This is a genomic window from Streptomyces sp. NPDC127098, from assembly GCF_042722465.1.
In the GTDB taxonomy this organism is placed as follows: domain Bacteria; phylum Actinomycetota; class Actinomycetes; order Streptomycetales; family Streptomycetaceae; genus Streptomyces; species Streptomyces millisiae.
This window is the reverse complement of the sequence record NZ_JBHXFJ010000033.1, coordinates 18,595-43,886: the sequence shown is the minus strand read 5'-3', so window position 1 is coordinate 43,886 and position 25,292 is coordinate 18,595. Positions and strand designations below refer to the sequence as shown.

At 75.2% G+C, this 25,292-nt stretch carries 27 protein-coding genes; 19 read left to right on the top strand and 8 right to left on the bottom strand.

Features of this window, described 5'->3' with window-relative positions:
* Nucleotides 1-208 precede the first annotated feature (208 nt).
* The 8 genes from ACFWI8_RS21155 (at nt 209) to ACFWI8_RS21120 (ending at nt 9,973) form a co-directional block, all read left to right on the top strand.
* The gene (locus ACFWI8_RS21155) at nt 209-1,141 is read left to right on the top strand and encodes a 4-(cytidine 5'-diphospho)-2-C-methyl-D-erythritol kinase (protein WP_387093753.1); all 933 of its coding nucleotides are present in this window, start codon (nt 209-211) and stop codon (nt 1,139-1,141) included.
* Complete coding sequence (locus ACFWI8_RS21150) at nt 1,134-2,960, top strand: ABC-F family ATP-binding cassette domain-containing protein (RefSeq protein ID WP_387093750.1); 1,827 nt, start codon at nt 1,134-1,136, stop codon at nt 2,958-2,960. Before ACFWI8_RS21155 ends, ACFWI8_RS21150 begins: the two co-directional genes overlap by 8 nt.
* A gap of 71 nt (nt 2,961-3,031) precedes the next feature.
* Nucleotides 3,032-4,459, top strand: coding sequence for a PQQ-binding-like beta-propeller repeat protein (locus ACFWI8_RS21145; protein ID WP_387093747.1), 1,428 nt, complete (start codon nt 3,032-3,034; stop codon nt 4,457-4,459).
* A 231-nt stretch (nt 4,460-4,690) separates the two neighbouring features.
* On the top strand, nt 4,691-5,368 hold the full coding sequence (locus tag ACFWI8_RS21140; RefSeq protein WP_387093744.1) for a LuxR C-terminal-related transcriptional regulator: 678 nt from the start codon (nt 4,691-4,693) through the stop codon (nt 5,366-5,368).
* 148 nt (nt 5,369-5,516) lie between these two features.
* Nucleotides 5,517-6,560: a galactose-1-phosphate uridylyltransferase gene (gene galT, locus ACFWI8_RS21135; RefSeq protein ID WP_387093741.1), complete on the top strand. Its 1,044-nt coding sequence runs from the start codon at nt 5,517-5,519 to the stop codon at nt 6,558-6,560.
* Between the two features lie 3 nt (nt 6,561-6,563).
* Nucleotides 6,564-7,535, top strand: coding sequence for a UDP-glucose 4-epimerase GalE (gene galE, locus ACFWI8_RS21130; RefSeq protein ID WP_387093738.1), 972 nt, complete (start codon nt 6,564-6,566; stop codon nt 7,533-7,535).
* A complete protein-coding gene (gene galK / locus ACFWI8_RS21125) occupies nt 7,532-8,641 on the top strand; it encodes a galactokinase (protein WP_387093735.1) in 1,110 nt (369 codons plus the stop codon). Before galE ends, galK begins: the two co-directional genes overlap by 4 nt.
* A 669-nt stretch (nt 8,642-9,310) precedes the next feature.
* Nucleotides 9,311-9,973, top strand: a complete 663-nt coding sequence (locus ACFWI8_RS21120) for a LuxR C-terminal-related transcriptional regulator (protein ID WP_387093732.1) — start codon at nt 9,311-9,313, stop codon at nt 9,971-9,973.
* 6 nt (nt 9,974-9,979) lie between these two features.
* Here ACFWI8_RS21120 and ACFWI8_RS21115 read toward each other — a convergent pair whose 3' ends face one another.
* Nucleotides 9,980-10,948 (bottom strand): helix-turn-helix transcriptional regulator, encoded by a 969-nt coding sequence (locus ACFWI8_RS21115; protein ID WP_387093729.1) that lies wholly within the window; start codon nt 10,946-10,948, stop codon nt 9,980-9,982.
* A 62-nt stretch (nt 10,949-11,010) separates the two neighbouring features.
* Between ACFWI8_RS21115 and ACFWI8_RS21110 the strand changes: the two genes are divergently transcribed.
* The 3 genes from ACFWI8_RS21110 to ACFWI8_RS21100 all read left to right on the top strand — a co-directional run bounded on the left by ACFWI8_RS21110 (nt 11,011) and on the right by ACFWI8_RS21100 (nt 13,536).
* Entirely contained in the window at nt 11,011-12,144 is a 1,134-nt protein-coding gene (locus tag ACFWI8_RS21110) for an epoxide hydrolase family protein (protein ID WP_387093726.1), read from the top strand.
* A complete protein-coding gene (locus ACFWI8_RS21105; protein ID WP_387093722.1) occupies nt 12,110-12,631 on the top strand; it encodes a GNAT family N-acetyltransferase in 522 nt (173 codons plus the stop codon). Before ACFWI8_RS21110 ends, ACFWI8_RS21105 begins: the two co-directional genes overlap by 35 nt.
* 134 nt (nt 12,632-12,765) lie before the next feature.
* Entirely contained in the window at nt 12,766-13,536 is a 771-nt protein-coding gene (locus ACFWI8_RS21100; protein WP_387093719.1) for a hypothetical protein, read from the top strand.
* Here the strand turns inward: ACFWI8_RS21100 and ACFWI8_RS21095 are convergent.
* The gene (locus tag ACFWI8_RS21095) at nt 13,533-14,264 is read right to left on the bottom strand and encodes an aspartate/glutamate racemase family protein (RefSeq protein ID WP_387093716.1); all 732 of its coding nucleotides are present in this window, start codon (nt 14,262-14,264) and stop codon (nt 13,533-13,535) included. The genes ACFWI8_RS21100 and ACFWI8_RS21095 overlap by 4 nt on opposite strands.
* A 106-nt stretch (nt 14,265-14,370) precedes the next feature.
* Here ACFWI8_RS21095 and ACFWI8_RS21090 point away from each other — a divergent pair, with 106 nt between their 5' ends.
* On the top strand, nt 14,371-14,928 hold the full coding sequence (locus tag ACFWI8_RS21090; RefSeq protein ID WP_311604472.1) for an XRE family transcriptional regulator: 558 nt from the start codon (nt 14,371-14,373) through the stop codon (nt 14,926-14,928).
* Complete coding sequence (locus ACFWI8_RS21085; RefSeq protein WP_387093713.1) at nt 14,925-15,122, top strand: hypothetical protein; 198 nt, start codon at nt 14,925-14,927, stop codon at nt 15,120-15,122. Before ACFWI8_RS21090 ends, ACFWI8_RS21085 begins: the two co-directional genes overlap by 4 nt.
* Before the next feature lie 26 nt (nt 15,123-15,148).
* Here ACFWI8_RS21085 and ACFWI8_RS21080 read toward each other — a convergent pair whose 3' ends face one another.
* From ACFWI8_RS21080 to ACFWI8_RS21070, 3 genes are read right to left on the bottom strand one after another with little or no spacing between them, the layout of a single operon-like run.
* Nucleotides 15,149-15,547 carry a PIN domain-containing protein gene (locus ACFWI8_RS21080; RefSeq protein ID WP_387093710.1) on the bottom strand — a complete coding sequence of 133 codons (399 nt, stop codon included), beginning with the start codon at nt 15,545-15,547 and terminating at the stop codon, nt 15,149-15,151.
* A complete protein-coding gene (locus ACFWI8_RS21075) occupies nt 15,544-15,792 on the bottom strand; it encodes a hypothetical protein (RefSeq protein ID WP_387093708.1) in 249 nt (82 codons plus the stop codon). The genes ACFWI8_RS21080 and ACFWI8_RS21075 overlap by 4 nt, the downstream gene beginning before the upstream one ends.
* Nucleotides 15,793-15,796: 4 nt before the next feature.
* The gene (locus ACFWI8_RS21070) at nt 15,797-16,615 is read right to left on the bottom strand and encodes an AraC family transcriptional regulator (RefSeq protein WP_387093706.1); all 819 of its coding nucleotides are present in this window, start codon (nt 16,613-16,615) and stop codon (nt 15,797-15,799) included.
* A gap of 54 nt (nt 16,616-16,669) precedes the next feature.
* On the opposite strand from ACFWI8_RS21070, the gene ACFWI8_RS21065 reads away from it, so the two are divergent.
* Both ACFWI8_RS21065 and ACFWI8_RS21060 read left to right on the top strand, forming a co-directional pair.
* Nucleotides 16,670-17,857, top strand: coding sequence for an MFS transporter (locus ACFWI8_RS21065; protein ID WP_387093704.1), 1,188 nt, complete (start codon nt 16,670-16,672; stop codon nt 17,855-17,857).
* Nucleotides 17,854-18,000, top strand: coding sequence for an ATP-binding cassette domain-containing protein (locus ACFWI8_RS21060; RefSeq protein WP_387093702.1), 147 nt, complete (start codon nt 17,854-17,856; stop codon nt 17,998-18,000). Before ACFWI8_RS21065 ends, ACFWI8_RS21060 begins: the two co-directional genes overlap by 4 nt.
* A gap of 130 nt (nt 18,001-18,130) precedes the next feature.
* On the opposite strand, the gene pepE is transcribed toward ACFWI8_RS21060, so the two are convergent.
* Both pepE and ACFWI8_RS21050 read right to left on the bottom strand, forming a co-directional pair.
* The gene (gene pepE / locus ACFWI8_RS21055; RefSeq protein ID WP_387093699.1) at nt 18,131-18,877 is read right to left on the bottom strand and encodes a dipeptidase PepE; all 747 of its coding nucleotides are present in this window, start codon (nt 18,875-18,877) and stop codon (nt 18,131-18,133) included.
* 17 nt (nt 18,878-18,894) lie between these two features.
* Nucleotides 18,895-19,731, bottom strand: a complete 837-nt coding sequence (locus tag ACFWI8_RS21050) for an IclR family transcriptional regulator (RefSeq protein ID WP_387093696.1) — start codon at nt 19,729-19,731, stop codon at nt 18,895-18,897.
* A 74-nt stretch (nt 19,732-19,805) separates the two neighbouring features.
* Here ACFWI8_RS21050 and ACFWI8_RS21045 point away from each other — a divergent pair, with 74 nt between their 5' ends.
* From ACFWI8_RS21045 to ACFWI8_RS21035, 3 genes are read left to right on the top strand one after another with little or no spacing between them, the layout of a single operon-like run.
* Entirely contained in the window at nt 19,806-20,792 is a 987-nt protein-coding gene (locus ACFWI8_RS21045; RefSeq protein ID WP_387093693.1) for a DUF1177 domain-containing protein, read from the top strand.
* A gap of 13 nt (nt 20,793-20,805) precedes the next feature.
* A complete protein-coding gene (locus ACFWI8_RS21040) occupies nt 20,806-22,482 on the top strand; it encodes an OPT family oligopeptide transporter (RefSeq protein WP_387093690.1) in 1,677 nt (558 codons plus the stop codon).
* Nucleotides 22,479-23,180: an AroM family protein gene (locus tag ACFWI8_RS21035; protein ID WP_387093688.1), complete on the top strand. Its 702-nt coding sequence runs from the start codon at nt 22,479-22,481 to the stop codon at nt 23,178-23,180. The genes ACFWI8_RS21040 and ACFWI8_RS21035 overlap by 4 nt, the downstream gene beginning before the upstream one ends.
* A gap of 5 nt (nt 23,181-23,185) precedes the next feature.
* Here the strand turns inward: ACFWI8_RS21035 and ACFWI8_RS21030 are convergent, their stop codons facing one another.
* Nucleotides 23,186-23,683, bottom strand: coding sequence for a MarR family winged helix-turn-helix transcriptional regulator (locus ACFWI8_RS21030; RefSeq protein ID WP_387093686.1), 498 nt, complete (start codon nt 23,681-23,683; stop codon nt 23,186-23,188).
* Between the two features lie 102 nt (nt 23,684-23,785).
* Between ACFWI8_RS21030 and ACFWI8_RS21025 the strand changes: the two genes are divergently transcribed.
* The gene (locus ACFWI8_RS21025; protein ID WP_387093685.1) at nt 23,786-24,607 is read left to right on the top strand and encodes a trans-aconitate 2-methyltransferase; all 822 of its coding nucleotides are present in this window, start codon (nt 23,786-23,788) and stop codon (nt 24,605-24,607) included.
* Nucleotides 24,608-25,292 lie beyond the last annotated feature (685 nt).

Genomic DNA, 25,292 nt, shown 5'->3' with positions numbered 1-25,292 from the left:
AGCTCCGTCTCACGGTCCGCGGTGCCGACCGGCCACGCCGGCCTGACACGGTCGAGCAGCACCCGCCCGCACCGCCGACCGTCACATCCGCTGGGCTCGCGGCCGACCGCCGCGTCGCGCCGGCCCCGCACGGCCGCGCGCCCGGGCCGGCGGACGGTGGGTGGCCCTGCCGCGCCGGCCAGGCGATCCGCTGGGGGAGAATCGCCGCATGTCCGTCCAGTCAGCGCAGCGTGCCGTCACCGTGCGGGTGCCGGCCAAGGTCAATGTCCAGCTCGCCGTGGGCGCTCCGCGCCCGGACGGGTTTCACGATCTGGCCAACGTGTTCCTCGCCGTCGGTCTCTTCGACCATGTCACCGCGACCCCGGCCGCCACGCCGGGGGTGACCGTCAGCTGTGTCGGGCCGGGGAGCGAGAGCGTGCCGCTCGACGGGTCGAACCTCGCCGTGCGGGCCGCCGAGGCGTTGGCCGCGCACCACGGGCGGGAGGCGGCCGTCCACCTGCACATCGAGAAGGACGTCCCGGTGGCCGGCGGCATGGCCGGCGGCAGCGCCGACGCGGCCGGCGCGCTGCTGGCGTGTGACGTCCTGTGGGGCACGGCCACCCCGCGCGCCGAGCTGCTGGCGCTGTGCGCCGAACTCGGCTCCGACGTGCCGTTCAGCCTGGTCGGCGGCGCGGCGCTGGGCAGGGGCCGGGGGGAGTTGCTGACGGAGCTGCCGGTGGCCGGCACGTTCCACTGGGTCTTCGCGCTGGCCGACGGCGGCCTGTCCACACCGGAGGTGTACCGCGCCTGCGACCGGCTGCGCGGCGCGACGCCCGTCCCGGAGCCCGAGCCGGACCCGGCGCTGCTGGCGGCCCTGCGCGACGGGGACGCGCACGCGCTGGCCGGGACGCTCGTCAACGACCTGCAACCGGCCGCCGTCGAGCTGCGGCCCTCGCTCGCCGCGACGCTGGCCGCCGGTCTCGCGGGTGGCGCGCTGGCCGGCCTGGTCTCGGGTTCAGGACCGAGCTGCGCCTTCCTGGCCGCAGACGCCGAGTCGGCCGCGCTGGTCGCCAAGTCCCTGCGGGACTCCGGCACCTGTCGGGCCGCCCGGGTGACGACCGGGCCCGCGCCGGGGGCGACTACCATCGAGCATCATGCCTGAACCGACCTCCAAGCCGTCCGGCAAGCCGGCCAGGAACCTCGTCAACCTGGAGGCCGTCCGCAAGGTCTTCGGCACCAGGACCCTGCTCGACGGCGTCTCGCTCGGCGTCGGCGAGCACGACCGGATCGGCGTCGTCGGTCGCAACGGCGACGGGAAGACCACGCTCATCCGGATCCTCGCCCGCCAGGAGCCGGCCGACGACGGGCGGGTCACGCACTCCGGCGGCCTGCGCCTCGGCCTGCTGACCCAGCACGACTCGCTCGACCCGGCCGCCACCGTCAGACAGGAGGTCATCGGCGACCTCGCCGACCACGAGTGGGCCGGCGACGCGCGCGTCCGCGACGTGCTGACGGGCCTCTTCGGCGGCCTCGACCTGCCGGGGTTCCCGACCGGGCTCGACACCGTCGTCGGCCCGCTCTCCGGCGGCGAGCGCCGCCGGATCGCGCTCGCCAAGCTGCTGATCGCCGAGCAGGACCTGATCGTCCTCGACGAGCCGACCAACCACCTGGACGTCGAGGGCATCGCCTGGCTCGCCGCGCACCTGTCGGCGCGCCGCTCCGCGCTCGTCGTCGTCACCCACGACCGCTGGTTCCTCGACCGGGTCTGCACCCGGATGTGGGACGTGCAGCGCGGCCAGGTGCACGCCTACGACGGCGGTTACAGCGACTACGTCTTCGCCCGCGCCGAGCGCGAGCGGATCGCCGCCACCGAGGAGACCAAGCGGCAGAACCTGGTCCGCAAGGAGCTGGCCTGGCTGCGCCGCGGCGCCCCGGCCCGCACCAGCAAGCCGCGGTTCCGGATCGAGGCGGCCAACGCGCTGATCGCCGACGTGCCGCCGCCGCGCGACGGCGCCGAGCTGATGAAGTTCGCCAGCGCCCGCCTCGGCCGCACCGTCTACGACCTGGAGGACGTGACGGTCAGGGCCGGCGACCGGACGCTGCTTACGCACCTCACCTGGCAGCTGGGGCCCGGCGACCGGATCGGCCTGGTCGGGGTCAACGGCGCGGGCAAGACCTCGCTGCTGCGGGCCATGGCCGCGGGCGAGGCGGCGGCCGGCACCATCACGGTCGGGAAGACGGTGCGGCTCGCCTACCTGTCGCAGGAGGTCGGCGAGCTCGACCCCGAGTGGCGGGTGCTCCAGGCCGTCGAGCAGGTCAGGTCCCGCGTGGACCTGGGCAGGGGCCGGGAGATGACCGCCTCGCAGCTGTGCGAGCGGTTCGGCTTCGGCAAGGAGCGGCAGTGGACGCCGGTGGGCGACCTGTCGGGCGGCGAGCGCCGGCGGCTGCAGATCCTGCGGCTGCTGATGGACGAGCCGAACGTGCTGTTCCTCGACGAGCCGACCAACGACCTGGACATCGAGACGCTGACCCAGCTCGAGGACCTGCTGGACGGCTGGCCCGGGTCGATGGTGGTCATCAGCCACGACCGGTTCTTCGTCGAGCGCGTCACCGACCGGGTGTTCGCGCTGCTGGGCGACGGCACGCTGCGGATGCTGCCGCGCGGGATCGACGAGTACCTGGAGCGCCGCGCGGCGCGGCGCGAGGCCGAGTCCGCGGCGGCGGCCGCCCCGGCGGCGCGGGCGCCCGAGGCGCCGGCGGCCAAGCCGGCGCAGCTGTCCCGGGCGAGCCAGAAGGAGATCCAGCGCATCGAGCGGCAGTTGGAGCGGATCGGCGAGAAGGAGGCGGCCCTGCACGGCGAGATGGCCGAGCACGCCACCGACTTCACGAAGATGGCCGAACTCGACGCGCAGCTGCGGGAACTGGCCGGTCAGCGGGACGAGTTGGAGACCCGCTGGCTGGAGCTCGCCGAGGGGGCCTGACGGGGCGCGGCCGGGGCGCGCGCCGACGGTGGTAGAAAGTCCGGACCGACGACCGTTCGTTGGGGGAGACCTTGCCATCGCCGCCGTCACCGCCGCCGGGTCCGCGCCGTGGTTCGCCCGGCGGGCCGGGCCGCCGGGTCGCGCTGCTCGCCGCGGTGCTCGGCCTGCTGCTGACGGGGAGCGCCGGGGCGCGGTGGCCGTTGGGCGGGGGGACGACCGGTGACGACGCCGCGCCCCGGGCGCGAGTGCCGGACGCGGAAGCGGCTCGGCTGGCCTGGGCGGCCCCGGCGCCGCCGGTCGACCCGCGGGCGGTGCGGCTGTGGGCCAGGGGCGACTGGGTGGCGGGCGACGACCTGGTGCGAGTGGCGGACGGCGGCATCGCCTCGTACGACCTGGCCACCGGCGCCCGTACCTGGCGGCTCCCGCTCGACCTGGCCGGCGGCGTCTGCCAGGCGTCCCCCTCCTCCTCGGGCGACCGGGTGGCGGTGCTCCGGGGGCCGGACTGCGGGACGCTCACCGTGCTCGACATCGCGGCCGGCGAGCCGGTCGCCGAGGTGTCGCTGGGCGTCGGGGCCGGCGACCGGGGCCCGGGCGAGCACGACGCGCCGGCGATCCTGGGTGACACGGTCGCGGTCGGCTGGGACGGCGGGGCCGCCGGCTTCCGCCTCGCCGACACCGCGTCGGGCGCCGTCGAGGTGTGGCGCGCGGCGCCGGACGGCGGCGGTCCCTGCGTGGCGGACGCCTACGCGGTGGTGGGCGGCACCCTGGTGTCGCGGACCGCGTGCGGCAGCCCGCCGGGCGCCGAGGGCGGCACCATCAGGGCCACCACCGAGCGCGGCGAGGAGCTGTGGGAGTGGGCGTTCGGGCCGCGGTTCATGGGGCGGCCGATGGCGGTCACGGCGGTGCTCTCGGCCGAGCCGCTGGTGGTCGTGGCCCGGCTCGGCGAGGACCGGGAGAGCGGTGCCGAGCACATCTTCGTGATCGACGACGAACGCCAGTCGATCAGACACGACCTGGACTACGACCGGGACCGCTACCTGCCGCCGTGCCGGGCCGCCTCTTTCGCCGACTGCGGCGGCACCGTGGTGCACGAGGGGCACCTCTACCTGACCAGCGACCACGACGCCCCCGGCTCGGCCGGCGGCAACGCCGTGGTCGCCTTCGATCTGGCGACCGGTCTCGCCGAGCACCGGGTGCCGGCGGTCGGGGGCGGCGACATCCGGCCGTTCGGCGTCCGCGACGACCGGATCCTCGCCTACCAGCCGGCCGGCGAGGAGCGCGCCGGTCTGGTGGTGGCCATCGACCCGGCGACCGGCCGCGCCGCCCCGCTGCTGGCGCTCGACCCGGCGGCGCGCCGGAGTGAATGGGCCCTGATGAGCGGCCTGTTCGTGCACGAGCAGCGCCCGCTGTGGCACGAGGGGACGCTGGTGTTGGTCAACCGCGTGTTCTACCCGGGCGACGCCGCCGCCGGCCGTCCCGCGCTGCTGGTCTACCGGTGATCGGCCCTGGCGCGATCCGGCCGGGCCCGCCGCCCGCCGTGCGGCGGCCGGCTCCGGGGCATGCATGATCGGCGCGTGGTCCGGGGCAGGACAACTCTTACCCCTCGATGCCGATCCACCCTGGGGTCACCATGGTCCACTTTGGTATCCACTCTGTTCCCGAACGGCCCGGGAGCGCCCGCGAGGCGGCATGCCCGGGCCCGGCCGATTCGGCCCTCCAGAGGAGACGTGATGAGCGTACGGGTCGTGGTCGCCGACGACCGACGGCTGGTCGCAGAGGCGCTGGCCTCAGCCCTGCGGGTGCGCGGCCACCGGGTGCTCGGCGCCGGCGCGCCCGCCGTGCGGGCCGCCGACCTGGCGGTCAGCAAGCAGCCCGATGTCTGCCTGTTCGGCCTGACCGCGCCGGACGCGCCGGGCGCACTCGACCCGGTGCTGCGGATCCGCCGTGAGTGCCCGCGGGTGGCCGTCGTCGTGCTCGGCCCGGTGCCGCGCCCGCGCGGCGTGGCGGCGGCGTTCGCGGCCGGCGCCCGCGGCTACGTGCGCCACGACGAGCGCATAGAGGGCGTGGAGCGGGCGATGGTCAAGGCGAAGGCGGGCGAGGCGGCGGTGGCGCCGCAGCTGCTGCGCGAGGCGTTCTCCGACCTGCTGCACCCGCGCACCGGCCCCGACGCGGAGGGCGCCAGGCTGGCGGCGCTGCTCACCGAGCGGGAGGCGGACGTGCTGACCCGGATCGTCGAGGGCGAGGACACCCGGCGGATAGCGGCCGGGCTCGGCGTCGCGCCCAGCACCGCCCGCACCCACGTGCAGCGGCTGCTGACCAAGCTGGGCACCGCCTCCCGCCTGGAGGCCGCGGCCCTCGCGGTCCGCACCGGGCTCCTCGACCACCTGCCACCGGCCCGGCTCCCCTAGGACCTGTCTTCCGGGCCCGGCGGGCGAACCGTCGAACACACCCCTCCTTTGACGTTCGACGTGGCGGTATGCTTCCTTATGTTCGATTCTGTTGAAGTGCTGTTGAAGTGTACCGAGCCCGACCGCCGCATCTGATCTGGACTGGGTGATGAAGAGGACCACGACCCGCCTCGCCGACGGCCGTGAGCTGATCTACTACGACTCACGCGACGACGCCGTCCGCGACACCCTCGACCGCCGCCCGCTCCAGCCCGCCGTCTCCGCCTCCGAGGTCCGGCACAACGCCCTCCTCGACGAGCACGTCGGCTACGCCGCCCACCGGCAGACCCGCACCTACCACCCGCCGGCCGACCAGTGCCCGCTGTGCCCCACCCACGGTGACCGGCTCAGCGAGATACCCGCCGACTCCTACGAGGTCGCGGTCTTCGAGAACCGCTTCCCCTCCTTCGGCGGCGACGTCGGCCGCTGCGAGGTCGTCTGCTTCACCCCCGAGCACGACGCCTCCTTCGCCTCCCTCAGCCCCGAGCAGGCCGGGCTCGTCCTGCACGCCTGGACCGACCGCACCGCGGAGCTCGCGGGGCACCCGGGCGTCAGGCAGGTCTACTGCTTCGAGAACCGCGGCGCCGAGATCGGCGTCACCCTGGGCCACCCGCACGGCCAGATCTACGGCTACCCGTTCGTCACCCCGCACACCGAGCGGGCCCTGCGCTCCGTCGCCGCCCACAAGGAGCGCACCGGCGGCAACCTCTACGACGAGCTGCTGGCCGCCGAGCGCGCCGAAGGGCGCCGGATCGTGCTGGAGACCGACACCTGGACCGCGTTCGTGCCGCGCGCCGCCCGCTGGCCCTACGAGGTCCACCTCTACCCGCGCCGTCGCCGCGTCCCCGACCTGCTGGCCCTCGACGAGGCGGAGCGCGCCGGCTTCCCCGCCGTCTACCTGGAGCTGCTGCGCCGCTTCGACCGGATCTTCGGCGAGGGCGCGGGACCCACCCCGTATATTTCCGGCTGGCATCAGGCGCCCTTCGCCATCCCGGACCGCGAGGACTTCGCGCTGCACCTGGAGCTGTTCACCATTCGCCGCAGCCCGGGGAAGCTCAAGTACCTGGCGGGCTCCGAGTCCGGCATGGGCGCGTTCGTGAGTGACGTACTGCCGGAGGCGGCGGCCGACCGGCTGCGAGAGGTGGCGACTTAAGGCATGAGGTACCTCGTTACCGGCGGCGCGGGTTACGTCGGAGGGACGGTGGCCGCGCACCTGCTGGCCGCCGGCCACCGGGTGACCGTCCTCGACGACCTCTCCACCGGCTTCCGCGCCGGTGTCCCGGCCGGCGCCGAGTTCGTCGAGGGCCGCGTCCAGGACGCCGGCAAGTGGCTGGACGGCTCCTACGACGGCGTGCTGCACTTCGCCGCCTGCTCGCAGGTCGGCGAGTCCGTGGTGAACCCCGAGAAGTACTGGCGCAACAACGTCGCCGGCACGCTCGACCTGCTGGCCGCCATGCGCGAGGCGGACGTGCGGACCCTCGTCTTCTCCTCCACCGCCGCCGTCTACGGCGAGCCGACCGCCACCCCGATCACCGAGGACGCGGCCACCGCTCCCACCAACCCCTACGGCGCCAGCAAGCTCGCCGTCGACCACATGATCACCAGCGAGGCCACCGCGCACGGCCTGGCCGCCGTCTCGCTGCGCTACTTCAACGTGGCCGGCGCGCACCGCGCCGACCCGGGCCTGGGCGAGCGGCACGACCCGGAGAGCCACCTCATCCCCATCGTGCTCCAGGTCGCCCTGGGCCGCCGCGACGCGATCAACGTCTACGGCACCGACTACCCCACGCCCGACGGCACCTGCGTCCGCGACTACATCCACGTCGACGACCTCGCCGAGGCCCACCTGCTGGCCCTCACCGCCGCCACCCCGGGCGAGCACCTGATCTGCAACCTCGGCAACGGCAACGGCTTCTCGGTCCGCCAGGTCGTCGAGACCGCGCGGCAGGTGACGGGCCACCCCATCCCCGAGACCGAGGCCGAGCGCCGCGCCGGCGACCCGGCCGTCCTGGTCGCCTCGGCCGAGCGCGCCCGCGAGCGCCTCGGCTGGCGGCCGAGCCGCGCCGACCTGGCCGGCATCATCGCGGACGCCTGGGCGTTCGCGCAGCGCGAGGAGACAGCGAAGTGACAGTGGAAGGCACGTGGGCCGCGCCGGGCCGCGTCAACCTGATCGGTGAACACACCGACTACAACGAGGGCTTCGTCATGCCCTTCGCCCTGCCGCACACGGCGCGGGTGAAGGCCGCCAGCCGCCAGGACCGGCTGCTGCGGCTCTCCTCGGCCCAGTTCGACGGGGAGCCGGTCGAGCTGTCCCTCGACGACCTCACCCCCGGCTCCGTCTCCGGCTGGGCCGCCTATCCGGCCGGCGTCGCCTGGGCCCTGGAACGCGCCGGGCACCGCCTCGCCGGCGCCGACCTCTCCCTGGACTCCGACGTCCCGACCGGCGCCGGGCTCTCCTCCTCGGCCGCCCTGGAGGTCGTCACCGCCCTGGCGCTGAGCGACCTCAACGGGCTCGGCCTGCCGCCCGAGTCGCTGGCCCGGCTCTCCCAACAGGCGGAGAACGACTTCGTCGGCATGCCGTGCGGGATCCTCGACCAGATGGCCTCCGCCTCCTGCGAGGCGGGCCACGTGCTCTTCCTCGACACCCGCGACCTGTCGCGCCGCCAGGTGCCGTTCGACATGGCGGCCGAGGGGCTGCGGCTGCTGGTCGTCGACACCCGGGTCAAGCACAGCCACGCGGACGGCGAGTACGCCACCCGCCGCGCCGAGTGCGAGACGGGCGCCGCCACGCTGGGCGTCCCCTTCCTGCGCGACATCCCCTTCGCGGAGCTGTCCTCGGCCCTCTCCCGGCTCCCGGACCCCACCATCCGCCGCCGCGTCAGGCACGTCGTCACGGAGGACCACCGCGTCGAACGCGTCGTCGACCTCCTGGACGCCGGCCGCGCCCGCGAGATAGGCCCCATCCTCACCGAGGGCCACGCCTCGCTCCGCGACGACTTCGAGATCTCCTGCCCGGAGCTCGACCTGGTCGTCTCCACGGCCGTCGAGGCCGGCGCCCTCGGCGCCCGCATGACGGGCGGCGGCTTCGGCGGCTCGGCGATCGTCCTCGTCGACGAGGACCTCGTCGAGTCCACGACCAAGGCCATCACCACGGCCTTCGCCACGGCCGGCTACCGCACCCCCCGCACCTTCGAGGTGGTCCCCTCGCCGGGAGCGCGGCGTAGCGGGGCGTAGCCCCGCGAGCCGCCGGTCCGGCCCGAAGGGCCCGCTGACTCCGGTTCGGGCCAGCGCGGCCCGCCGGAGGCGTTGGGCTGCGGGGCGGAGCCCCGCCGTGCCCGGCCCGGCCCCTGCCGGAGGCACGGGGTGCGGGGCGGAGTCCCGTGATGGCCGCCCTGCGGTGCCGGTTGCGCGAAGCGGTGCGGGGCGGAGCCCCGTGGGGGCCGGCACGCCGGGCCCGTCGCCCGGCCCTGCCGGAGGCACGGGGTGCGGGGCGGAGCCCCGCGATTACCGCCCTGCGGTGCCCGTTGGGCGAAGCCACCGGAGGCAGGGGTGCGGGGCGCAGCCCCACGGTGGCCGGTCCGCGAGGACCGCACGGGGGCCCGGGGCGGAGCCCCGGGAGCCGAGGACGCCGGGGCGGAGGTCGGCGGTGTCCGGTAGGCCGGCAGGCCGTGATCGCTTTGTTGCGAGGACTTGCGCCAAACCACTTCCCCGGCCCGCGCCCGCCCGTACTCTGAGAGGGGCGCACCGGTGGGGGCCGGTGTGCGTATCAGGGGGCGAGACAGGTGGGTGCGACGCCCACGGCCCGGCACCGGTGCCGTACGGCGGCGGCCGCACGGTTCTCCCCGGCTCCGGGTGCGGGCGTCGCGCCCGCCCGAAGCCGAGTGGCAGACGCGAGGGGTGGTTGTGGATCGAATTCGGGTGCTGGTGGTCGACGAGCACCGGATCTTCGCCGAGTCGTTGGCCACCGCGCTCACCGCCGAGCAGGACGTCGACGCCGCGGCCGTCGGCTCGCTGGCCGCCGCGCACCAACTGCTCGAGCGCGCGCCCTTCGACGTGCTGCTGCTCGACGCGGGGCTGCGGGAGGGGGTGGAAGGCGAGGGTTCGCTGCTCGCGACGGCGCAGGAGCGCCTCCCCGCCCTCCGCGCTGTCATGCTCGCGGCATATGACGATCCGAAGCTGGCCGCCCAGGCCCTCGCGGCCGGCGCCAGCGGCTGGGTGGCGAAGGACAGCTCGTTGGCGCGGCTGCTCCAGGTGGTCCGCGGCGTGCTGCGTGACGAGACACACGTCTCCCCGGCCCTCCTCACCGGCGTGCTGCGGGAGTTGAGCCGCGACCGCCGCCACCGCACCGAGCACCAGCGGCTCGTCGAGTCCCTGACTCCGCGCGAGCTCGAAGTGCTCCGCTGCATGCTGGCGGGGCTCGGCCGCAAGGCCGTCGCCGAACGGCTCTACCTCTCCCCGCACACCGTCCGCACCCACATGCAGAACGTCCTCGGCAAGCTCGGCGTCCACTCCACCCTCGCCGCCGTCGCCCTCGCCCGCCGCGCCGGCGTCACCCCGGCGGACTGACGCCCGTCAGCCGCCCGCGGCGCGCAGCGCCCGGTCCCCGATCCGGCGCAGGTGGGCGGCGAGTTCCGGCGGTTCGTGGACGACGAACTCGCAGTCCGCCGTGAGCAGGCGGGCCGCCAGCCACTCCACCGACTCGTCGGCGGGGCCGCGCAGCAGGCAGTTGCCCGCGTCGATCGGCCGGAACAGCTCGCGGCCCATGCCGAGCCGCCTGGCCGCCTCCTCGGCCGGCAGGCCGAGCGTCGCCACCACCTCGAAGCGGGGCCACATCTCGGACAGGCGGCGCGTGACGTACTCGGCCGCGTCGCCGCCCGGCGGCTCGCGGGGCGCCACCCGGACGCCCGTCGGCCGGGGTTCGCCGATCCGGTCGACGCGGAAGACCCGCCAGTCGTCCCGGTCGGTGTCGAACGCCAGCAGGTACCAGCGCCGCCACGCCGCGACGAGCCGGTACGGCTCCACGTGCCGCCGGCTCTCCGTGCCGTCCGCCGCGCGGTAGCCGAACCGCAGCCGTTCCCTGGCCGCCGCCGCGCCCGCCAGGACGGCCAGCGCCTCGGGGTCGACGCCGGGGTCGTCCTCGCCGCCGGGCACCGGCACCGTGGCCAGGCCGAGCGCCGCGACCCGGCGGCGCAGCCGGGACGGCAGCACCTGCTCCAGCTTGGCCAGCGCCCGCAGGCTGGCCTCCTCGATGCCGGTGACGGCCGCGCCCGCCGCCGTCCGTAGCCCGACCGCGATCGCCACCGCCTCCTCGTCGTCCAGCAGCAGCGGCGGCAACGCCTGCCCGGCCGCCAGCCGGTACCCGCCGACCGCGCCCCGCGTCGCCCGCACCGGGTAGCCGAGGTCCCGCAGCCGCTCCACGTCCCGCCGCACGGTCCGCGCCGTCACCCCCAGCCGCTCGGCCAGCTCGCTGCCCGGCCACTCGCGCGGCGTCTGGAGCAGCGAGAGCAGCCGCAGCAGCCGTCCCGCCTGGTTCTCGCTCATGCCGTCATCATGCCGCGCCAATGAGGACCGAACCGGTCCTGTATCGCTCCTACGGTGGTCGCATGAGCAAGGACATCCACCCCTTCCGCATCGACATCCCGCAGTCCGACCTGGACGACCTGCACGACCGCCTGGCCCGCACCCGTTGGCCGCGCCAGCTGCCGGGCGAGGGCTGGAGCCGGGGCGTCCCGGTCGACCACCTGCGGGAGCTGGCCGAGTACTGGCGCGGCGGCTACGACTGGCGCGCCTGGGAGGCCAGGCTGAACGCGTTCCCGCAGTTCACGACGGAGATCGACGGCCTCGACATCCACTTCCTGCACGCCCGCTCCGAGGTGCCGGGCGCGCTGCCGCTGGTCCTCACCCACGGCTGGCCCAACTCGTTCGTGGAGTTCACCGACTTCGTCGGACCGCTGACCGAGCGCGGCTTCCACGTCGTCGCGCCGTCCGTCCCCGGCTTCGGCTTCTCGGCCCCGCCGCCCACCACCGGCTGGAGCGTGACGCGGGTGGCCGGGCTCTGGGCCGAGCTGATGGGCCGCCTCGGCTACGAGCGGTACGGCACGGTCGGCGGCGACCTGGGCGCCTATGTCGCGCCCGAGGTGGCCGTGGCCGACCCGGCCCGCGTCGTCGGCGTCTACATCGACGGCGGCCTCGGCTTCCCGACCGAGGCGGACGTCCCCGAGATGACGCCGGACGAGCTGGCCGGCTACGAGCTGATGAAGCAGTGGTCGACCGGCGGCGTCGACCACCACGCGCTGCTGCGGGCCGCGCCGCAGACGTTCTGCTACGGCTGGGACGACTCGCCGGTCGCCCAGCTCGCCTGGCTGGCCGAGAAGTTCCACCAGTTCAACGTGCACACCTCGCGGGACCTGTTCCTGACCAACGCGACGGTCTACTGGCTGACCGGCACCTCGGGCACCTCCTCCTGGCCGATGTACGAGGGGACCGGCGAGATCGCCTGGCCGGCCGGCCAGGACGTGGTTCCCACCGGCGTCTACGTCGGCCCGCCCGGCATCCGCCGCCTCGCCGACCGCACCAACCGGATCATCCACTGGCCGGAGACCAACCCAGGCCGCGGCCACTTCCCGGCCATGGAGGTCCCGGACGCCCTGGCCGCCGATATTCGTTCCTTCTTCGACAAGGCGCTCGCCTACGCTGCCGAGCATGCCGACGCTGACGCTGGAACGACTGCGCGCTGACCACGCCGCCGCGCTGCTGGCCTTCGAGCGGGCGAACCGGGCGTACTTCGCCCGCTCGGTGCCGGACCGCGGCGACGCCTACTTCACCGAGTTCGCCGCGTGGCACCGGGCGCGGCTCGAAGAACAGGAGGCCGGCGTCTGCCACTTCCACGTGGTGCTCGACGAAGGCGGCGAGCTGGTCGGCCGCGTCAACCTGGTGGACGTCGAGGCCGGTTCCGCCGAACTCGGCTACCGGTTCGCGGAACACGCCACCGGCCGGGGCACGGCGACGGCGGCCGTCGCCGAGGTGTGCCGCCTGGCCGGCACGGAGTACGGCCTCACCGAACTCACGGCCAGGACCACCCTCGACAACGCGGCCTCCATGGCGGTCCTGGCCCGCAACGATTTCACACCCGTCGGCGACATCACCCTGATGGACCGCCCGGGCGTCCGCTACCGCCGCGCACTGCGCGCCGAACCGGAGGTGGGGCCAGGGCCGGGATGTTAACCGGCGGGTAGCGGGCGGTGGGGAAATTTATCGGATGAGTTGAACGTCGGAGGCGACGGCGCCGGGGGCGCGCACGGTTGTGGTGGAACCACCAGAACCGCACATCTTCATCGCATCCCCAGTGAGGTGACCCGATGTCCCGTGGCCGTCCTTCGTTCAACCGTCGGCGCGTCCTGATCGCCGGCCTGGTCGGTGGTTCGGTGGTGGCGGGCGCGGTCGGGGTGACCGCGGCCATGGCGGGGGAGGAGTCGGCCACCGCCGGGCAGCGCGTCGTCTGCCCGCAGGTCCTCGTCACCAACACACCGGCGGCGGCGCAGGCCGAGGTGGACCGGAACCTGGCGCTGCTGGTGAGCCAGATCGAGGAGGCGAACGCGCGGCTCGCGGACTCGGCCGGCGAGGGCGGCGCGAACTTCGTGGACAACGCGATCCTCGGTCCGCTGGAGGACAAGCGCGCGGCGACGCTGGCCCGGATCAGGACCGCGTTCGAGCGGCAGGGCGAGACGGTGCCGGGCAACCTCGACGTGCTGGCCGCCTGCCAACTCTCGGGATCCGGCGAGCCGGTGGAGGCCGCCCCCGAGGAGCCGGCCGCGCCCGAGGAGGAAGGGACCGCCGCCGAGGCGGGGAGCATCGTCTGCCCTGAGGTGACCGTGGCGGCGGTGCCGGCGGCGGCGCGGGTGGAGGTGGACGAGAACCTGGCGTTGTTGGAGACGCAGCTGGCGGAGGCGAACGCGCGGCTGGTGAGTTCGGCGGGCGAGGGTGGTCCGGACTTCGTGGACAACGCGATCCTGGGTCCGTTGGAGGACAAGCGGGTGGCGGCGTTGGACCGGATCAGGATCGCGATCGAGCGGGAGGGTGCCACGGCCCCGGCCGCGCTCCAGGACCTCGCGACCTGCGCGCTCGGCTAGTGCGGGAGCGGGCCGCCGCGCCAGGTGGGGAACGGCACCCGGCCGGTGGAGACCGCGAACGCCGCCTCGGCTCCGAGCCGCGTGGAGTCGAGCGTCGGCAGCGGCGAGTCGTCCTGGCCGACCAGCAGCGGGATCTCGGTGCAGACCAGGGCGACCGCGTCGCAGCCGCGCGCCGCCAGCCGTTCGATGACGCGAACGTAGGCGGCGCGGGAGTCGTCGGTGAAGACGCCGTTCACCAACTCGTCGAAGATGATCCGGTCGATCGTCTCCCGGTCCGCCGGGTCCGGCACCTCGGCCGCGATGCCGTGCCGGCCGAACGCCTCGGCGTAGAGCGTGGAGCCCGTCGTGAAGCGGGTGCCGAGCACGCCCACGCGCCGCCGGCCGTCGCGCGCCGCGCGGGCGGCGACGACGTCCGGCAGGTTCAGACCCGGGAGCGCCAGTTCTGGACCAGGCCGCTGAAGGGCCAGGTGGGCGGTGTTGTCCGGGCAGACGAAGAAGCTAGCGCCGGCGGCGGCGAGTCGCTCGGCGCTGGTCGCGAGGATCGCGCGTACCGCGTCGTGGTCGCCGGCGTCCCAGGCCGGCATGGCGCGGGCCATCGAGACGAGGTCCAGCGTCACGTCGGGGTGGTCGTGCGGGCCGAGCGCGCGGAAGCCCTCCTGGCAGAAGGCACGGAAGCAGAGCGCGGCGCCCTCCGCGCTGTGGCCGAGTATCCCTAGGTGGTGGTTCATGATGGCTGCGGTCCCCTTCGTTCGTTCTGACGAACAGACGTCCGGTATGGTGGGCGACGGAACGGGCGTTCGTCAAACCGAACGAAAGAGAGTCAGGAGCGAACGGTTGGGTGAGGAGTCGAATCTCGGAACCCGGATCGCCGAGTCGATCCGCCGCGAGCGGGAGCGGGCCGGCCTCTCGCTGAGCGCGCTCGCGGCCCGCGCCGGGGTGGCCAAGTCCACGCTGTCGCAGCTGGAGGCGGGCGGCGGCAACCCGAGCGTGGAGACGCTGTGGGCGATCGGCGTCGCGCTGGGCGTACCGTTCAGCGCGTTCGTCGACCCGCCGCGCCCGCCGGTGCGGCTCGTGCGGGCCGGTGAGGGCCCGGTGACGCGCTCCGAGCAGGGCGACTACGCGGCCGCGCTGCTGGCGTCCTGCCCGCCGGGCGCGCGCCGTGACCTCTACCGCGTCACGACCGAGCCCGGCGAGGCCAAGCTGTCCCAGCCGCACCAGCCGGGCACCGTCGAACACGTGATCCTGGCGGCCGGCCGCGCCCGCGTCGGCCCCGCCGCGGACCCGGTCGAGCTCGCCCCCGGCGACTACCTGGCCTTCCCCGGCGACGCGCCGCACGTCTACGAGGCGCTGGAGCCGGGCACGGCGGCGGTGGTGGTGATGGAGCACCCATGAGGGAAACCGACGCGCGCGCCGCCGGCACTGAGCGGCGCGTCATGGAAAAGCTCGTCCGGACGGGCACGGTCGATCCGGAGAACGCCGGGCGGGCACGCGGCCTCGGCGGCTGGCAGCCGCTCCCCGACCGCGCCGCCGGTCCCGCCTCGTTGTCCGAGGCGCTGGCGGGGCTGCGCGACGAGGAGGAGCGCTGAGCCGCACCGGAGTGCTTCCGGGACGGTCAGACGGCGATGAGCCGGACCCGGTCGCCGCAGAGGGCCCGCATGTCGTCGAGGTCCGAGGTCAGCAGGGCGACCGGTCCGGGCTGGCGCAGCGCGGCTTCGGCGACGGTGGCGTCGATCGCGTACCGGTGGCCGTGCAGTCCCGCCGCCTTCAGGAGTTCGGCGGCGGACCGCGCGGACTCGGCGGTCACCGGCTCGATCCTGAGGCGCGAAAGCGCCCACCGCAGCCGCGGCACGTTCATCCGCCCGTGGCTTACCTCGACGATGGTGTTGGCGCTGATCACCAGGTCGGCGCCCATGTCGTGGAACACCTGAAGCAGCGCGAGTGTCTTGCGGTCCTGGACGATCCACGTGGAGAGGCCCTGGGAGTCGAGGACCACGGTCTCGACGTGGTTCACGCGGCTTCCGACCCCGTGCCGGCGCCGTCGAAGCCGAAGATCCGCTCGCGGGCCTCGGCCAGCTCCTCGGCGCTGAACGCGCCGTGCTCCTCCTGGTGGCGCCGCAGATCCTCGCCGAGGAGCTGGTGACGGATCTGGCGGGACACGGCCTCCGCGACATAGCCGGAGACGTTGTCCGTGAGCTTCCTGAGCTCGGTCACCTGGTCGGCGGGGAGGGTGACGGTGATCCGCGTGGTGGCTGCCATGGGGTCAGCATACTCCGGTATGCGTGGCGCGCTCGAACCCCTGACCCAACGTCCGGTGCGCGCCAGGCGTGTGGCCGAAGGCGCGGCGGAAGGCGTCGATGAAGGCGCTCGGGGACGACCAGCCGCAGCGGTGCGCCACCGTCGTCACCGGCAGGTCCGAGGAGAGCAGCAACAGCGCGTGGTAGAGGCGCAGTTGGGTGCGCCACTGGGGGAACGTCAGGCCGAGCTCGGCGCGGAAGAGACGGGAGAGGGTGCGTTCGCCCGCGCCGACGGCGGCGCCGAGGGCGGCCAGGCTCCGGCCGTCGGCCGGGTCCTCGGCGAGCAGCGCGCAGACGGCGACCAGGCGGGGGTCGCGTGGCGTCGGCAGGTGGACCGGGCGTTGCGGCGAGGACCGGAGCTGGTCGAGGAGGACGGCGCGGAGCCGGCGCCGCTCGGGGGTGTCGGCCAACGGCGGGCGGGTGTAGGCGAGCAGCAGCTCCCGCAGCAGCGGGCTGACGCTGAGCACGGTGGGCTCGTCGAGGCCGAGCGGGTTGTCGGTGGCCGGCAGGCCGACGGTGTGCAGGTCGAGATGGCCGTGCGCGCGGTGCTCGTGGATGGTGCCGGCCGGGACCCAGATCGCGCGGGTGCCGGGCGCCACCCAGGTGCCGGCGTCGGTGGTGATGGCCAGCGTGCCGCGGCCCGCGTAGAGGATCTGATGGTCGTCGTGCCGGTGGGCGTCGATGCTCGCGCCCGGGGCCAGCGACAGGGTGTCGGTGCGGGCCACCGGCTCGTGGCGGATCTGGCGGATCTGGCGGGTCTGGCGGGTCTGGCGGGAAATCGACATCGTCCGGCACCTTATCGGAAGCGCGACAGTCGCTCGGGCGGGGACGATCGCCGGGTGAGAACCGGAACGCGGAAGAAGAGTCCCCTCACGCGGCTGTCGCTCGGGCACGCCTGCGTGGACTTCTACCAGGGCGCGGTGCCGGCCCTCGTGCCCTTCCTGGTCGCCGAGCGCGGCTACGGGTACGCGGCGGCGTCCGGCATCGTGCTCGCCGCCTCGCTGCTCTCGTCCGTGGTGCAGCCGCTGTTCGGGGCGGTCACCGACCGGTGGCCGCTGCCGTGGCTGCTGCCGGCGAGCACGCTGGTGGCCGGCGCGGGGCTCGGGCTCGCCGGGGTCGGCGACTCCTACGCCCTCACGCTGGCGGCCGTCGCGGTCTCCGGGATCGGCGCCGCCGCCTACCACCCGGAGTCCGCGCGGGTGGCGCGGCTGGCGAGCGAGGGCAGCCACACCGCGATGAGCTGGTTCGCGCTCGGCGGCAACGTCGGCTTCGCCGCCGCCCCGCTGCTGGTCGCCCCTGTGGTGGCCGTCGGCGGTCTCGGCGCCACGCCGCTGCTCGCGCTGCCGGCGCTCGTCGGCGCCCTGCTGTGCGTGGCGGCGCTCCGGCTGCTGCGGGCGCCGGGCGGGGCCGCCGAGCGGGCCGCGGCGCCGGCCGGCGTCGACGACCGGGCCGCGTTCCTGCGGCTGACGCTGGCCGTCGTCTGCCGCTCGATCGTCTTCGTCGGGCTCAGCTCGTTCGTCGGCCTGTACGTCGCCGAGCGCGTCGGCGGCGGCGAGACGGCGGCCGCGGTGGCGCTGTTCGTGCTCTACCTGGGCGGCGGCGTCGGCACGGTGCTCGGCGGCCGGCTCGCCGCCCGCTGGGGCCGGGTGCGGGTGGTGGCCTGGTCGTACGCGGCCACCGTGCTCGCCGTCGCGGGCGTGGTGCTGGTGCCCGGGCCCGCGGTCTACGGCTTCGTGGCGGCCACCTCGGCCGCGCTCTACGTGCCGTTCTCGCTCCAGGTGACCCTGGCGCAGGACTACCTGCCGAACCGGATCGGCACCGCGAGCGGCGTCACGCTCGGCCTGACGGTCACCGTCGGCGGCGTCGCCACCCCGCTGATCGGCGCGGCCGCCGACGCGACGTCGCTGCGCACCGCGCTGCTGCCGTTGGTCGTGCTGCCCGTCGTGTCCTGGCTGCTGGCCCGTACGCTGCCGGAGCCGGGCGCGGGGCCACACGCGGCGGAGAAGGCGGCGGTGGTGCGGCGGTGAACGAGCCGGTGACGCGGGTGGTGGGAGCCACCGTCGTCCGGGACGGGCGCGCCATCCTGGCGGACGTCGACCTGACCGTCATGCCCGGCGAGCGCTGGTCGCTGCTGGGCGCCAACGGGGCGGGCAAGTCGACGACGGCCTGACCGCCCGGGCCCGGGCCCGGGCCCGGGCCCGGGCCCGGGCGGCGGGCCGGCGGTTCCGCCGGCCGCCTGGCCCGGTGTTCGCCGCGCGCAGCGCACCGTGACGCGCGCCGCGCGCCACCCGGGCCGGGGCTCAGCCCTGCGCCGCGGCCGGCGTGTCGAAGCGGTGGCGCTCCGCCAGGAGCTGGCTCAGGTCCGCGCCCGGGGCGAACTCCTCCGGTGCCTGGCCGCCGCGCCGGAACAGCAGCGCTCCGGCGGCGATGCCGCCGAGCGTCAGGCGGTCGCCCTCGCGTCGCAGCCAGGTGCCCTCGCGCAGGCCGACAACCGGCACGTCGTTCTCCTCCAGGAACTGTTCGAGGCGCTCGGCCCGGCTCTCGCCCATGTGGGCCGTGTCCGGCTTGGCGTCCAGGTAGTGCGGGTTGATCTGGAACGGCACCAGGCCGAGCGCGTCGAACGTCGGCGGCTGGACGATCGGCATGTCGTTGGTGGTGCGCAGCGTCGGGCAGGCCATGTTGGTGCCGGCGCTCGACCCCAGGTACGGCAGGTCGCCGGCTGTCACCCGCTCGCGGATGGCCGGGGCCAGGCCGCGCTCGTGCAGGGCCTTGAGCAGCCGGAAGCTGTTGCCGCCTCCGACGAACACCGCCTCGGCCTCGCGGACGGCCGCCGCCTGGTCGGGGACGGCGTGCGCGCCGGTCACGGTGACGCCCAGCGGGGCGAGCGCGGCGGCCACCCGCGCGGTGTAGCCGGCGTGGTCGGCGAGCGCGTACGGCACGAACAGCAGGCTGCGGGCGCCGTCGAGCAGCGCGGCTATCTCGTCGGTGGCGTGCTCCAGGTAGCGGCGGCCCGGGGCGGTGGAGTTGGAGAGCAGCAGCAGACGCATGGGGATCCTCGGGTGGGTCAACGGTTGGCGCGGGCGGAGGGGACGCGGGGCCGGACCGGGGTCAGCACCCGGCCGAGCCGCTCGGCGGCGGCCAGCAGCGGCGCGACGAGCTCGTCCCTGCGGACCGGGAGCACGTCCAGGGGGCCGACCAGGGACAGGGTGCCCACCGGTCGCCGGCCCACCAGCACGGGGGCGGCCAGCGCGGCGGTCTCGGCATCGTACTCGCCGTCCGAGTAGGCGTAGCCGGTGCGCCTGACCTCGGCGAACCGCTCCTCCAGGCGGGCCGGGTCGGTGAGCGTGCGGTCGCTGAAGCGCGCCATCGGGCGGCCGTAGAGCAGCGCGGCCCGGTCCTGGGCGGGCAGCATGCCGAAGTAGGCACGGGAGGTGGCGCCGGCGTGCGCCGGGTAGAGCTCGCCGGCCAGCGCGTAGTAGCGCAGCGGCCCCGCCGGGCCCTCGGCGGCCGCCACGCAGCGCATGTGCACGCCGTCCGGCACGGCGAACAGGGTGCCGACGCCGACCGTCTCGGCCGTGGCGCGCAGCGTCGGCGTGACCAGGCTGGCCAGGCCGCCGTCCCGCTCCCAGGCGCGGGCCAGGTGCCAGACGGCGGGCCCCAGGCGGTAGCGGCGGGAGCGCTGGTCGGAGACGAGGAAGCCGCGGTAGGCGAGGGCGGCGAGCAGCCGCTGCGCGACCGACTTGTCGAGGCCGAACTCGGCGGCGATCTCGGTGACGCCCCACTCCGCGTGCTCGCGGTCGAAGGCGAGCAGCACGTTGAGGACGCGGTCGGCGGTCTGGAGCGGCGGCGGCGCGTCGGGTGGCTGGACGGCCGGCGGCGTTACCGGTGGGTGTTCAGGCATGGCGGAAGTGTAAAGCGTCTCTTATTCAGAGAAATAGTTGCGCATACCGCCACGACGGGCGGATTCTGCGAAGCATGCTCAAACACGTGATCGAAGTCATCGAGCTGCTCGACCGCCCGGAGACCAGCGGCCACCTGTTGGCCGACCACCTCCGCGCGGTGTACGACGCGGCCTCCACCTCCGCCTCCGGCGCCGAGACGGGGCCCGCGCCCCGGATCGAGGTCAGCACCGTCACGGGCGACAAGGGCAGCACCGACTTCGTGCACGTGACCGTCCCCGGCCGCCGCGGCCGTGCCGCCGGCGGCGACGCGCCCACGCTCGGCGTCCTCGGCCGGCTCGGCGGCGCCGGCGCCCGCCCCGAGCGCATCGGCCTGGTCTCCGACGCGGACGGCGCGGTCGCCGCGCTCTCCGCCGCCGCCAAGCTGCTCGACATGCACGCGCGCGGCGACGTCCTCGACGGCGACGTGCTGGTCTCCACCCACGTCACGGGCTGGGCCCCCACCCAGCCGCACGACCCGGTGCCGTTCATGGACTCGCCGGTCGACATGGAGACCTGCAACCGCGAGGAGGTCTCGCCCGAGATGGACGCCATCGTGTCCATCGACACCACCAAGGGCAACCGGCTGCTCAACCACCGCGGCGTCGCCCTCTCGCCGACCATCTGCGCCGGCTGGATCCTGCGGGTCAGCGAGGACCTGCTGTCGGTGCTGGAGACGGTCACCGGACAGCCGGCCCGGGTGCTGCCCGTCACCACCCAGGACATCACCCCCTACGGCAACGGGGTGCACCACATCAACTCGATCCTGCAGCCCGCCACCGCCACCGCCGCCCCCGTGGTCGGCCTGGCCATCACCGCCGAGACGGCCGTGGCCGGCTGCGCCACCGGCGCCAGCCACGAGACCGACATCGCGGCCGCCGCCCGGTTCGCGATCGAGACCGCCAAGGCGTTCGGCACCGGCGCCGCCCGCTTCCACGACCCCGCCGAACTCGGCCGGCTCGTCGAGCTCTACGGCCCGATGACCCAGCTCCAGGCGGCGTCCAAGCCCACGGAACCCAAGTAAGGCCCGGAATGAGATGAGCTCCGCCACCGCCTCCCCGCAGCCGCCGGCCGTCCCCTCGTCGGCCCAGGCCGACGGCGCCGCGCGGCACCCCCGTGCCTTCGAGCCCGTCACGCTGGTCCTGACCGTCCTGATGTCGGTGCTCGGCGCCCTGATCGGCATCGTCCTGATCACGTCGCTCGGCATCTCCCCGAACACCGCCGTGATCGGCGCGCTGGTCGCCATGATGGTCGGCCGCATCCCGGTCGCCATCCTGGTCAAGATGCGGTCCCAGCACCGCCAGAACCTCGTCCAGTCGGCGATCTCGGGCGCCACCTTCGCCGCCGCCAACTCCCTCCTCACCCCGATCGCGGTGCCCTTCGCGCTCGGCCGCACCGACCTGGTGTGGCCGATGCTGGGCGGCGCCCTGATCGGCCTCGCCGTCGACAGCTGGGTGCTGTTCCGGGTCTTCGACTCCCGGCTGCTGCCCGCCACCGGCTCCTGGCCGGCCGGTGTCGCGGCCGCCGAGACCATCAAGGCCGGCGACGAGGGCGGACGACGGGCCGCGATCCTCGGCGCGGGCGCGATCGTCGGCCTGGTCGGCGCGGTCTTCAAGCTGCCCACCAGCGCCGCGGGCGTCGGCTTCCTCGGCAACATCTGGGCGCTCGGCGCCTTCGGCTCGGGCCTGGTGGTGGCCCAGTACGCCCCGGAGCTGCTCGACGTCGACCTGACGGCGGAACGCGTGCCGCACGGCGTGATGATCGGCGCCGGCCTCGTCGCCCTCATCCAGGCCGTGCTGCTGATGCGCAGCCGCGGCGACGCCAAGGAGCGCGAGGCCGTCGCCGGGTCCGCGCCGGCGGCCGACGACGCCCCGCCGCCCACCGTCGACCCCACCGGGCTGCGCCGCGGCCTGCTGGAGGGCATGGGCCTGTTCGTCCTCGGCGCGATCTTCGTCGCCTTCGCCGGCGGCGTCGCGGGCGACCTGTCGACGCCCGCCCTGATCGGCTGGATCGCGCTGGCCGGCGTGGCCGCGCTCGTCCACCAGCTGATCGTGGGCTTGGCCGCCATGCACTCCGGCTGGTTCCCCGCCTTCGCCGTCACGCTGATCTTCCTGATCATCGGCCTGGCGCTGGACATCCCCACCGTGCCGCTCGCCCTGCTCGTCGGCTACACCGCCTCCACCGGACCGGCGTTCGCCGACATCGGCTACGACTTCAAGGCCGGCTGGCTGCTCCGCCGCGACGCCGTGCCGTGGCAGCCCTTCGAGCTCGACGGCCGCCGCCAGCAGTACCTCGCCCAGCTCGTCGGCTTCGCGGTCGCGCTCGGCGTGGTCGTGATCGCCTGGCGGACCTTCTTCGAGGACGGCCGCGTGCCCCCGGTCTCCGAGGTGTACGTCGCCACGATCGAGACCGGCCTCGACCCGGACACCCTGCGCGCCCTGCTGATGTGGGCGATCCCGGGTGCCCTGATCCAGCTGGTCGGCGGCTCGTCCCGGCAGCTCGGCGTGATGCTCGCCACCGGCCTGCTGGTGGCCACCCCCGACGCCGGCTGGATGGTGCTCGGCGCGCTGGCCGTCCGCAAGCTCTACGCCTGGTGGCGCGCCCGTGGCGGCCACTCGGCCGAGGACGCCGAGAACGACCTCTCGCTGGTCGGCGCGGGACTGGTCGCCGGCAGCTCCCTCAACGACGTCGGACAGGTGGCGAAGGCGCTGTGAGCTCCACCCTCGGCCTCGTGACCATCGGCCAGGCGCCGCGCGCCGACCTGCGCCCGGACGCCGAGCCGCTGCTCGGCGACGTGCGGATGGTCGAGCACGGCGCGCTCGACGACGACCGTTTCGACGACCCGGAGACCCGCCGCCTGGTGGGCCCCGCGCCGGGCGAACCGCCGCTCGTCTCCCGGCTGCGCGACGGCGGCTCGGTGCTGCTCGGCCACGACGCGCTGCTGCCGCGCATGGAACGGGCCGTCGCCCGCGCCGAACGGGACGGCGCGACCGCCACCCTGCTGCTGTGCACCGGGCACTTCCCCGCGGTGCGGGCCACCCGCCCGCTGCTGTACGCCGAGCCGCTGGTCCAGCGGGCGGCGGCGGCCATCGTCGGCGCCGACCCGGTGGGCGTGGTCTGCCCGCACCCGGACCAGGCGGCCGACGTGACCCGCCGCTGGCAGGACGCCCTGCCGGGCGGCGTGGTGCGGGCGGCGGCGGCCGACCCGTACGCGCCGGAGGAGCGGGCGCTGGCCGAGGTCGCGACGGCCGCCGAGCGGCTCGCCGCGGCCGGCAGCCGGTGGCTGGTGCTCGACTGCATCGGCTACACGGAACGCATGCGACGGGCCGCCACCGAGGCGGCCGGCCGCCCGACCCTGCTGGCCAGGGCCATCGCCGTCCGCCTGGCGGCGGAGGTCGCCGCCGCGGGGTAGACCGCTCAGGCGGGAATGTTGTCGAAGGGCGCGGTCAGCGCGCGCAGCAGCCCGGCGAGCTGCCGCCGCTCGGCCGCGCTCAGGCTGCCGAGCAGCGCGCGCTCCTGCCTGAGCAGCCCGGCCAGCGCCTGGTCGGCGTGGGTCTTGCCCGACTCGGTCAGCCGCACCAGCACCCCGCGCCGGTCACTGGGGTCGGGCTGCCGCTCCACCAGGCCGCGCTTGGCGAGCCGGTCGATGCGGTTGGTCATGGTGCCTGAGGTCACCAGGGTCTGGGTGAGCAGCTGGCCAGGGGAGAGCTGGTAGGGGCTGCCGGCCCGGCGCAGCGCGGTGAGGACGTCGAACTCCCAGGGCTCAAGATCGTGTTCGGCGAAGGCCAGCCGCCGGGCCCGGTCCAGGTGGCGCGCCAGCCTGCTGACCCGGCTGAGCACCTCCAACGGCTCCACGTCGAGATCGGGACGCTCGCGCCGCCAGGCGGCCACCAGCCGATCAACCTCGTCCTCCATGCGATCAGTCTAGTTGTTCTGTCGACATGAAGTCTCACGGCGTGAAGCTTCACGACATCAAGCTTCTTGACGTAGAGATAAATGCCCGGGGAGTATGACCCCATGGCACACGACTGGGACCCCGGCCAGTACCAGAAGTACTCCGGCCACCGCCTCCAACCGCTGATCGACCTGCTCGCGCGCGTACCGCCGCTGCCGACGGCCGACGCCCCCCGCATCGCCGACCTCGGCTGCGGCCCCGGCGCCCCCAGCCGGCTCCTCGCCGACCGCTGGCCCACGGCGCACATCACCGGCTACGACAACTCCGACGCGATGCTCGCCGAGGCCGCCCGCCACGCCGGCCCCACACCCGGCGGCGGCCACCTCGACTTCGCGCGCGCCGACCTGCGCGAGTGGCCCCCGACGCCCGGCGAGACGTTCGACCTGATCGTCTCCAACGCGGCCCTCCAGTGGGTCCCAGGACACGTCGACCGCTTCCGCCACTGGATCGACGCCCTCCGCCCCGGCGGCGTCCTCGCCTTCCAGGTCCCCGGCAACTTCGCCGCCCCCAGCCACGTCCTGATGCGCTCCCTCTGCGAGGGCCCCCGCTGGCGCGGCCGCCTCGGCGGCGTGCTCCGGCACGCCGACGTCGTACAGCCGCCCGAGGGGTACTTCGCCACGCTCGCCGCCCTCGGCTGCGAGGTCGCCGCCTGGGAGACGACCTACCTGTACGTACTCCACGGCCAGGACCCCGTCCTCGACTGGGTCAGGGGCACCGGCCTCCGCCCCGTCCTCGCCGCCCTCGCCGACGACCCCGAGGCACGCGACGCCTTTCTCACCGAGTACCGCACCGCCCTCCGCGCGGCCTACCCACCCACCGCCCACGGCACGCTCTTCCCCTTCCGCCGCATCTTCGCCGTGGCGACCCGCGGCCTGGCGGCCTGAGCGCCCCGAAGGAACGCCAGCCGACCGCGGCGTGGGGCCGCCGCCGCGCCGCGCCCGCCCTCCGGGCGGGTGAGGCCGGCGAACCGGCTCCGCCGTGCCGCGCCCACCCACCCGCCCTCGGGCGGGCCGTCGCGCGGCAGGCGTGCCGCCGCCCTCCGGGCGGGCGGCCGTGCGGCCGGGTGAACCGGCTTATCGGCCAGCCGGCGTGGCCGGGCTCCGCCGTGCCGTGCGGCGTCCACCCGCCCCCGGGGCGGGCCGTGCGCGGCAGGCGTGCCGGCCGCCGTCGGGCCGGGTGAACCGGCCCATCGGCCGTCCGGCACGGCCGGGCACGCGGTCTGGCGCACCGGGGCGAGTCGTATCGCCGAGCCGACCGCCACGGCGGGGGGGGGCGCCCGGTGCCGCACCGTCCGCTAGGTCAAGGTGCGCGCCCCGGCCGGCCGGTCCTTGCGTGCCCGGTGGGGCCCCGGCACGCCGGGGCCCCACCGGGCCTCCGGCCCGGCGTCGCGTCCGGCGCACCCCCTTCGGGGCGGCAGGCCGCCAGGCCGGCCCGGCCGGCCAGGCCGAGGCGCGTGAACGGCCTCCGTGCGTCGTCGGTGCGGAACCTTCGGGGCGCTCAGGCCGCCAGGCCGGTCTGGCAACCTTTTCGCGCCGCGCGGCGACTTGGCAGTGCTCGATCGCCATCCCC

What these genes read in the sequence shown, in the direction of transcription:
- ACFWI8_RS21155 (WP_387093753.1), top strand. Translation starts at nt 209, where the DNA reads ATGTCCGTCCAGTCAGCGCAGCGTGCCGTCACCGTGCGGGTGCCGGCC.
- ACFWI8_RS21150 (WP_387093750.1), top strand. Translation starts at nt 1,134, where the DNA reads ATGCCTGAACCGACCTCCAAGCCGTCCGGCAAGCCGGCCAGGAACCTC.
- ACFWI8_RS21140 (WP_387093744.1), top strand. Translation starts at nt 4,691, where the DNA reads ATGAGCGTACGGGTCGTGGTCGCCGACGACCGACGGCTGGTCGCAGAG.
- galT (WP_387093741.1), top strand. Translation starts at nt 5,517, where the DNA reads ATGAAGAGGACCACGACCCGCCTCGCCGACGGCCGTGAGCTGATCTAC.
- galE (WP_387093738.1), top strand. Translation starts at nt 6,564, where the DNA reads ATGAGGTACCTCGTTACCGGCGGCGCGGGTTACGTCGGAGGGACGGTG.
- ACFWI8_RS21115 (WP_387093729.1), bottom strand. Translation starts at nt 10,948, where the DNA reads ATGAGCGAGAACCAGGCGGGACGGCTGCTGCGGCTGCTCTCGCTGCTC.
- ACFWI8_RS21110 (WP_387093726.1), top strand. Translation starts at nt 11,011, where the DNA reads ATGAGCAAGGACATCCACCCCTTCCGCATCGACATCCCGCAGTCCGAC.
- ACFWI8_RS21105 (WP_387093722.1), top strand. Translation starts at nt 12,110, where the DNA reads ATGCCGACGCTGACGCTGGAACGACTGCGCGCTGACCACGCCGCCGCG.
- ACFWI8_RS21100 (WP_387093719.1), top strand. Translation starts at nt 12,766, where the DNA reads ATGTCCCGTGGCCGTCCTTCGTTCAACCGTCGGCGCGTCCTGATCGCC.
- ACFWI8_RS21095 (WP_387093716.1), bottom strand. Translation starts at nt 14,264, where the DNA reads ATGAACCACCACCTAGGGATACTCGGCCACAGCGCGGAGGGCGCCGCG.
- ACFWI8_RS21085 (WP_387093713.1), top strand. Translation starts at nt 14,925, where the DNA reads ATGAGGGAAACCGACGCGCGCGCCGCCGGCACTGAGCGGCGCGTCATG.
- ACFWI8_RS21075 (WP_387093708.1), bottom strand. Translation starts at nt 15,792, where the DNA reads ATGGCAGCCACCACGCGGATCACCGTCACCCTCCCCGCCGACCAGGTG.
- ACFWI8_RS21070 (WP_387093706.1), bottom strand. Translation starts at nt 16,615, where the DNA reads ATGTCGATTTCCCGCCAGACCCGCCAGACCCGCCAGATCCGCCAGATC.
- pepE (WP_387093699.1), bottom strand. Translation starts at nt 18,877, where the DNA reads ATGCGTCTGCTGCTGCTCTCCAACTCCACCGCCCCGGGCCGCCGCTAC.
- ACFWI8_RS21050 (WP_387093696.1), bottom strand. Translation starts at nt 19,731, where the DNA reads ATGCCTGAACACCCACCGGTAACGCCGCCGGCCGTCCAGCCACCCGAC.
- ACFWI8_RS21045 (WP_387093693.1), top strand. Translation starts at nt 19,806, where the DNA reads ATGCTCAAACACGTGATCGAAGTCATCGAGCTGCTCGACCGCCCGGAG.
- ACFWI8_RS21040 (WP_387093690.1), top strand. Translation starts at nt 20,806, where the DNA reads ATGAGCTCCGCCACCGCCTCCCCGCAGCCGCCGGCCGTCCCCTCGTCG.
- ACFWI8_RS21030 (WP_387093686.1), bottom strand. Translation starts at nt 23,683, where the DNA reads ATGGAGGACGAGGTTGATCGGCTGGTGGCCGCCTGGCGGCGCGAGCGT.
- ACFWI8_RS21025 (WP_387093685.1), top strand. Translation starts at nt 23,786, where the DNA reads ATGGCACACGACTGGGACCCCGGCCAGTACCAGAAGTACTCCGGCCAC.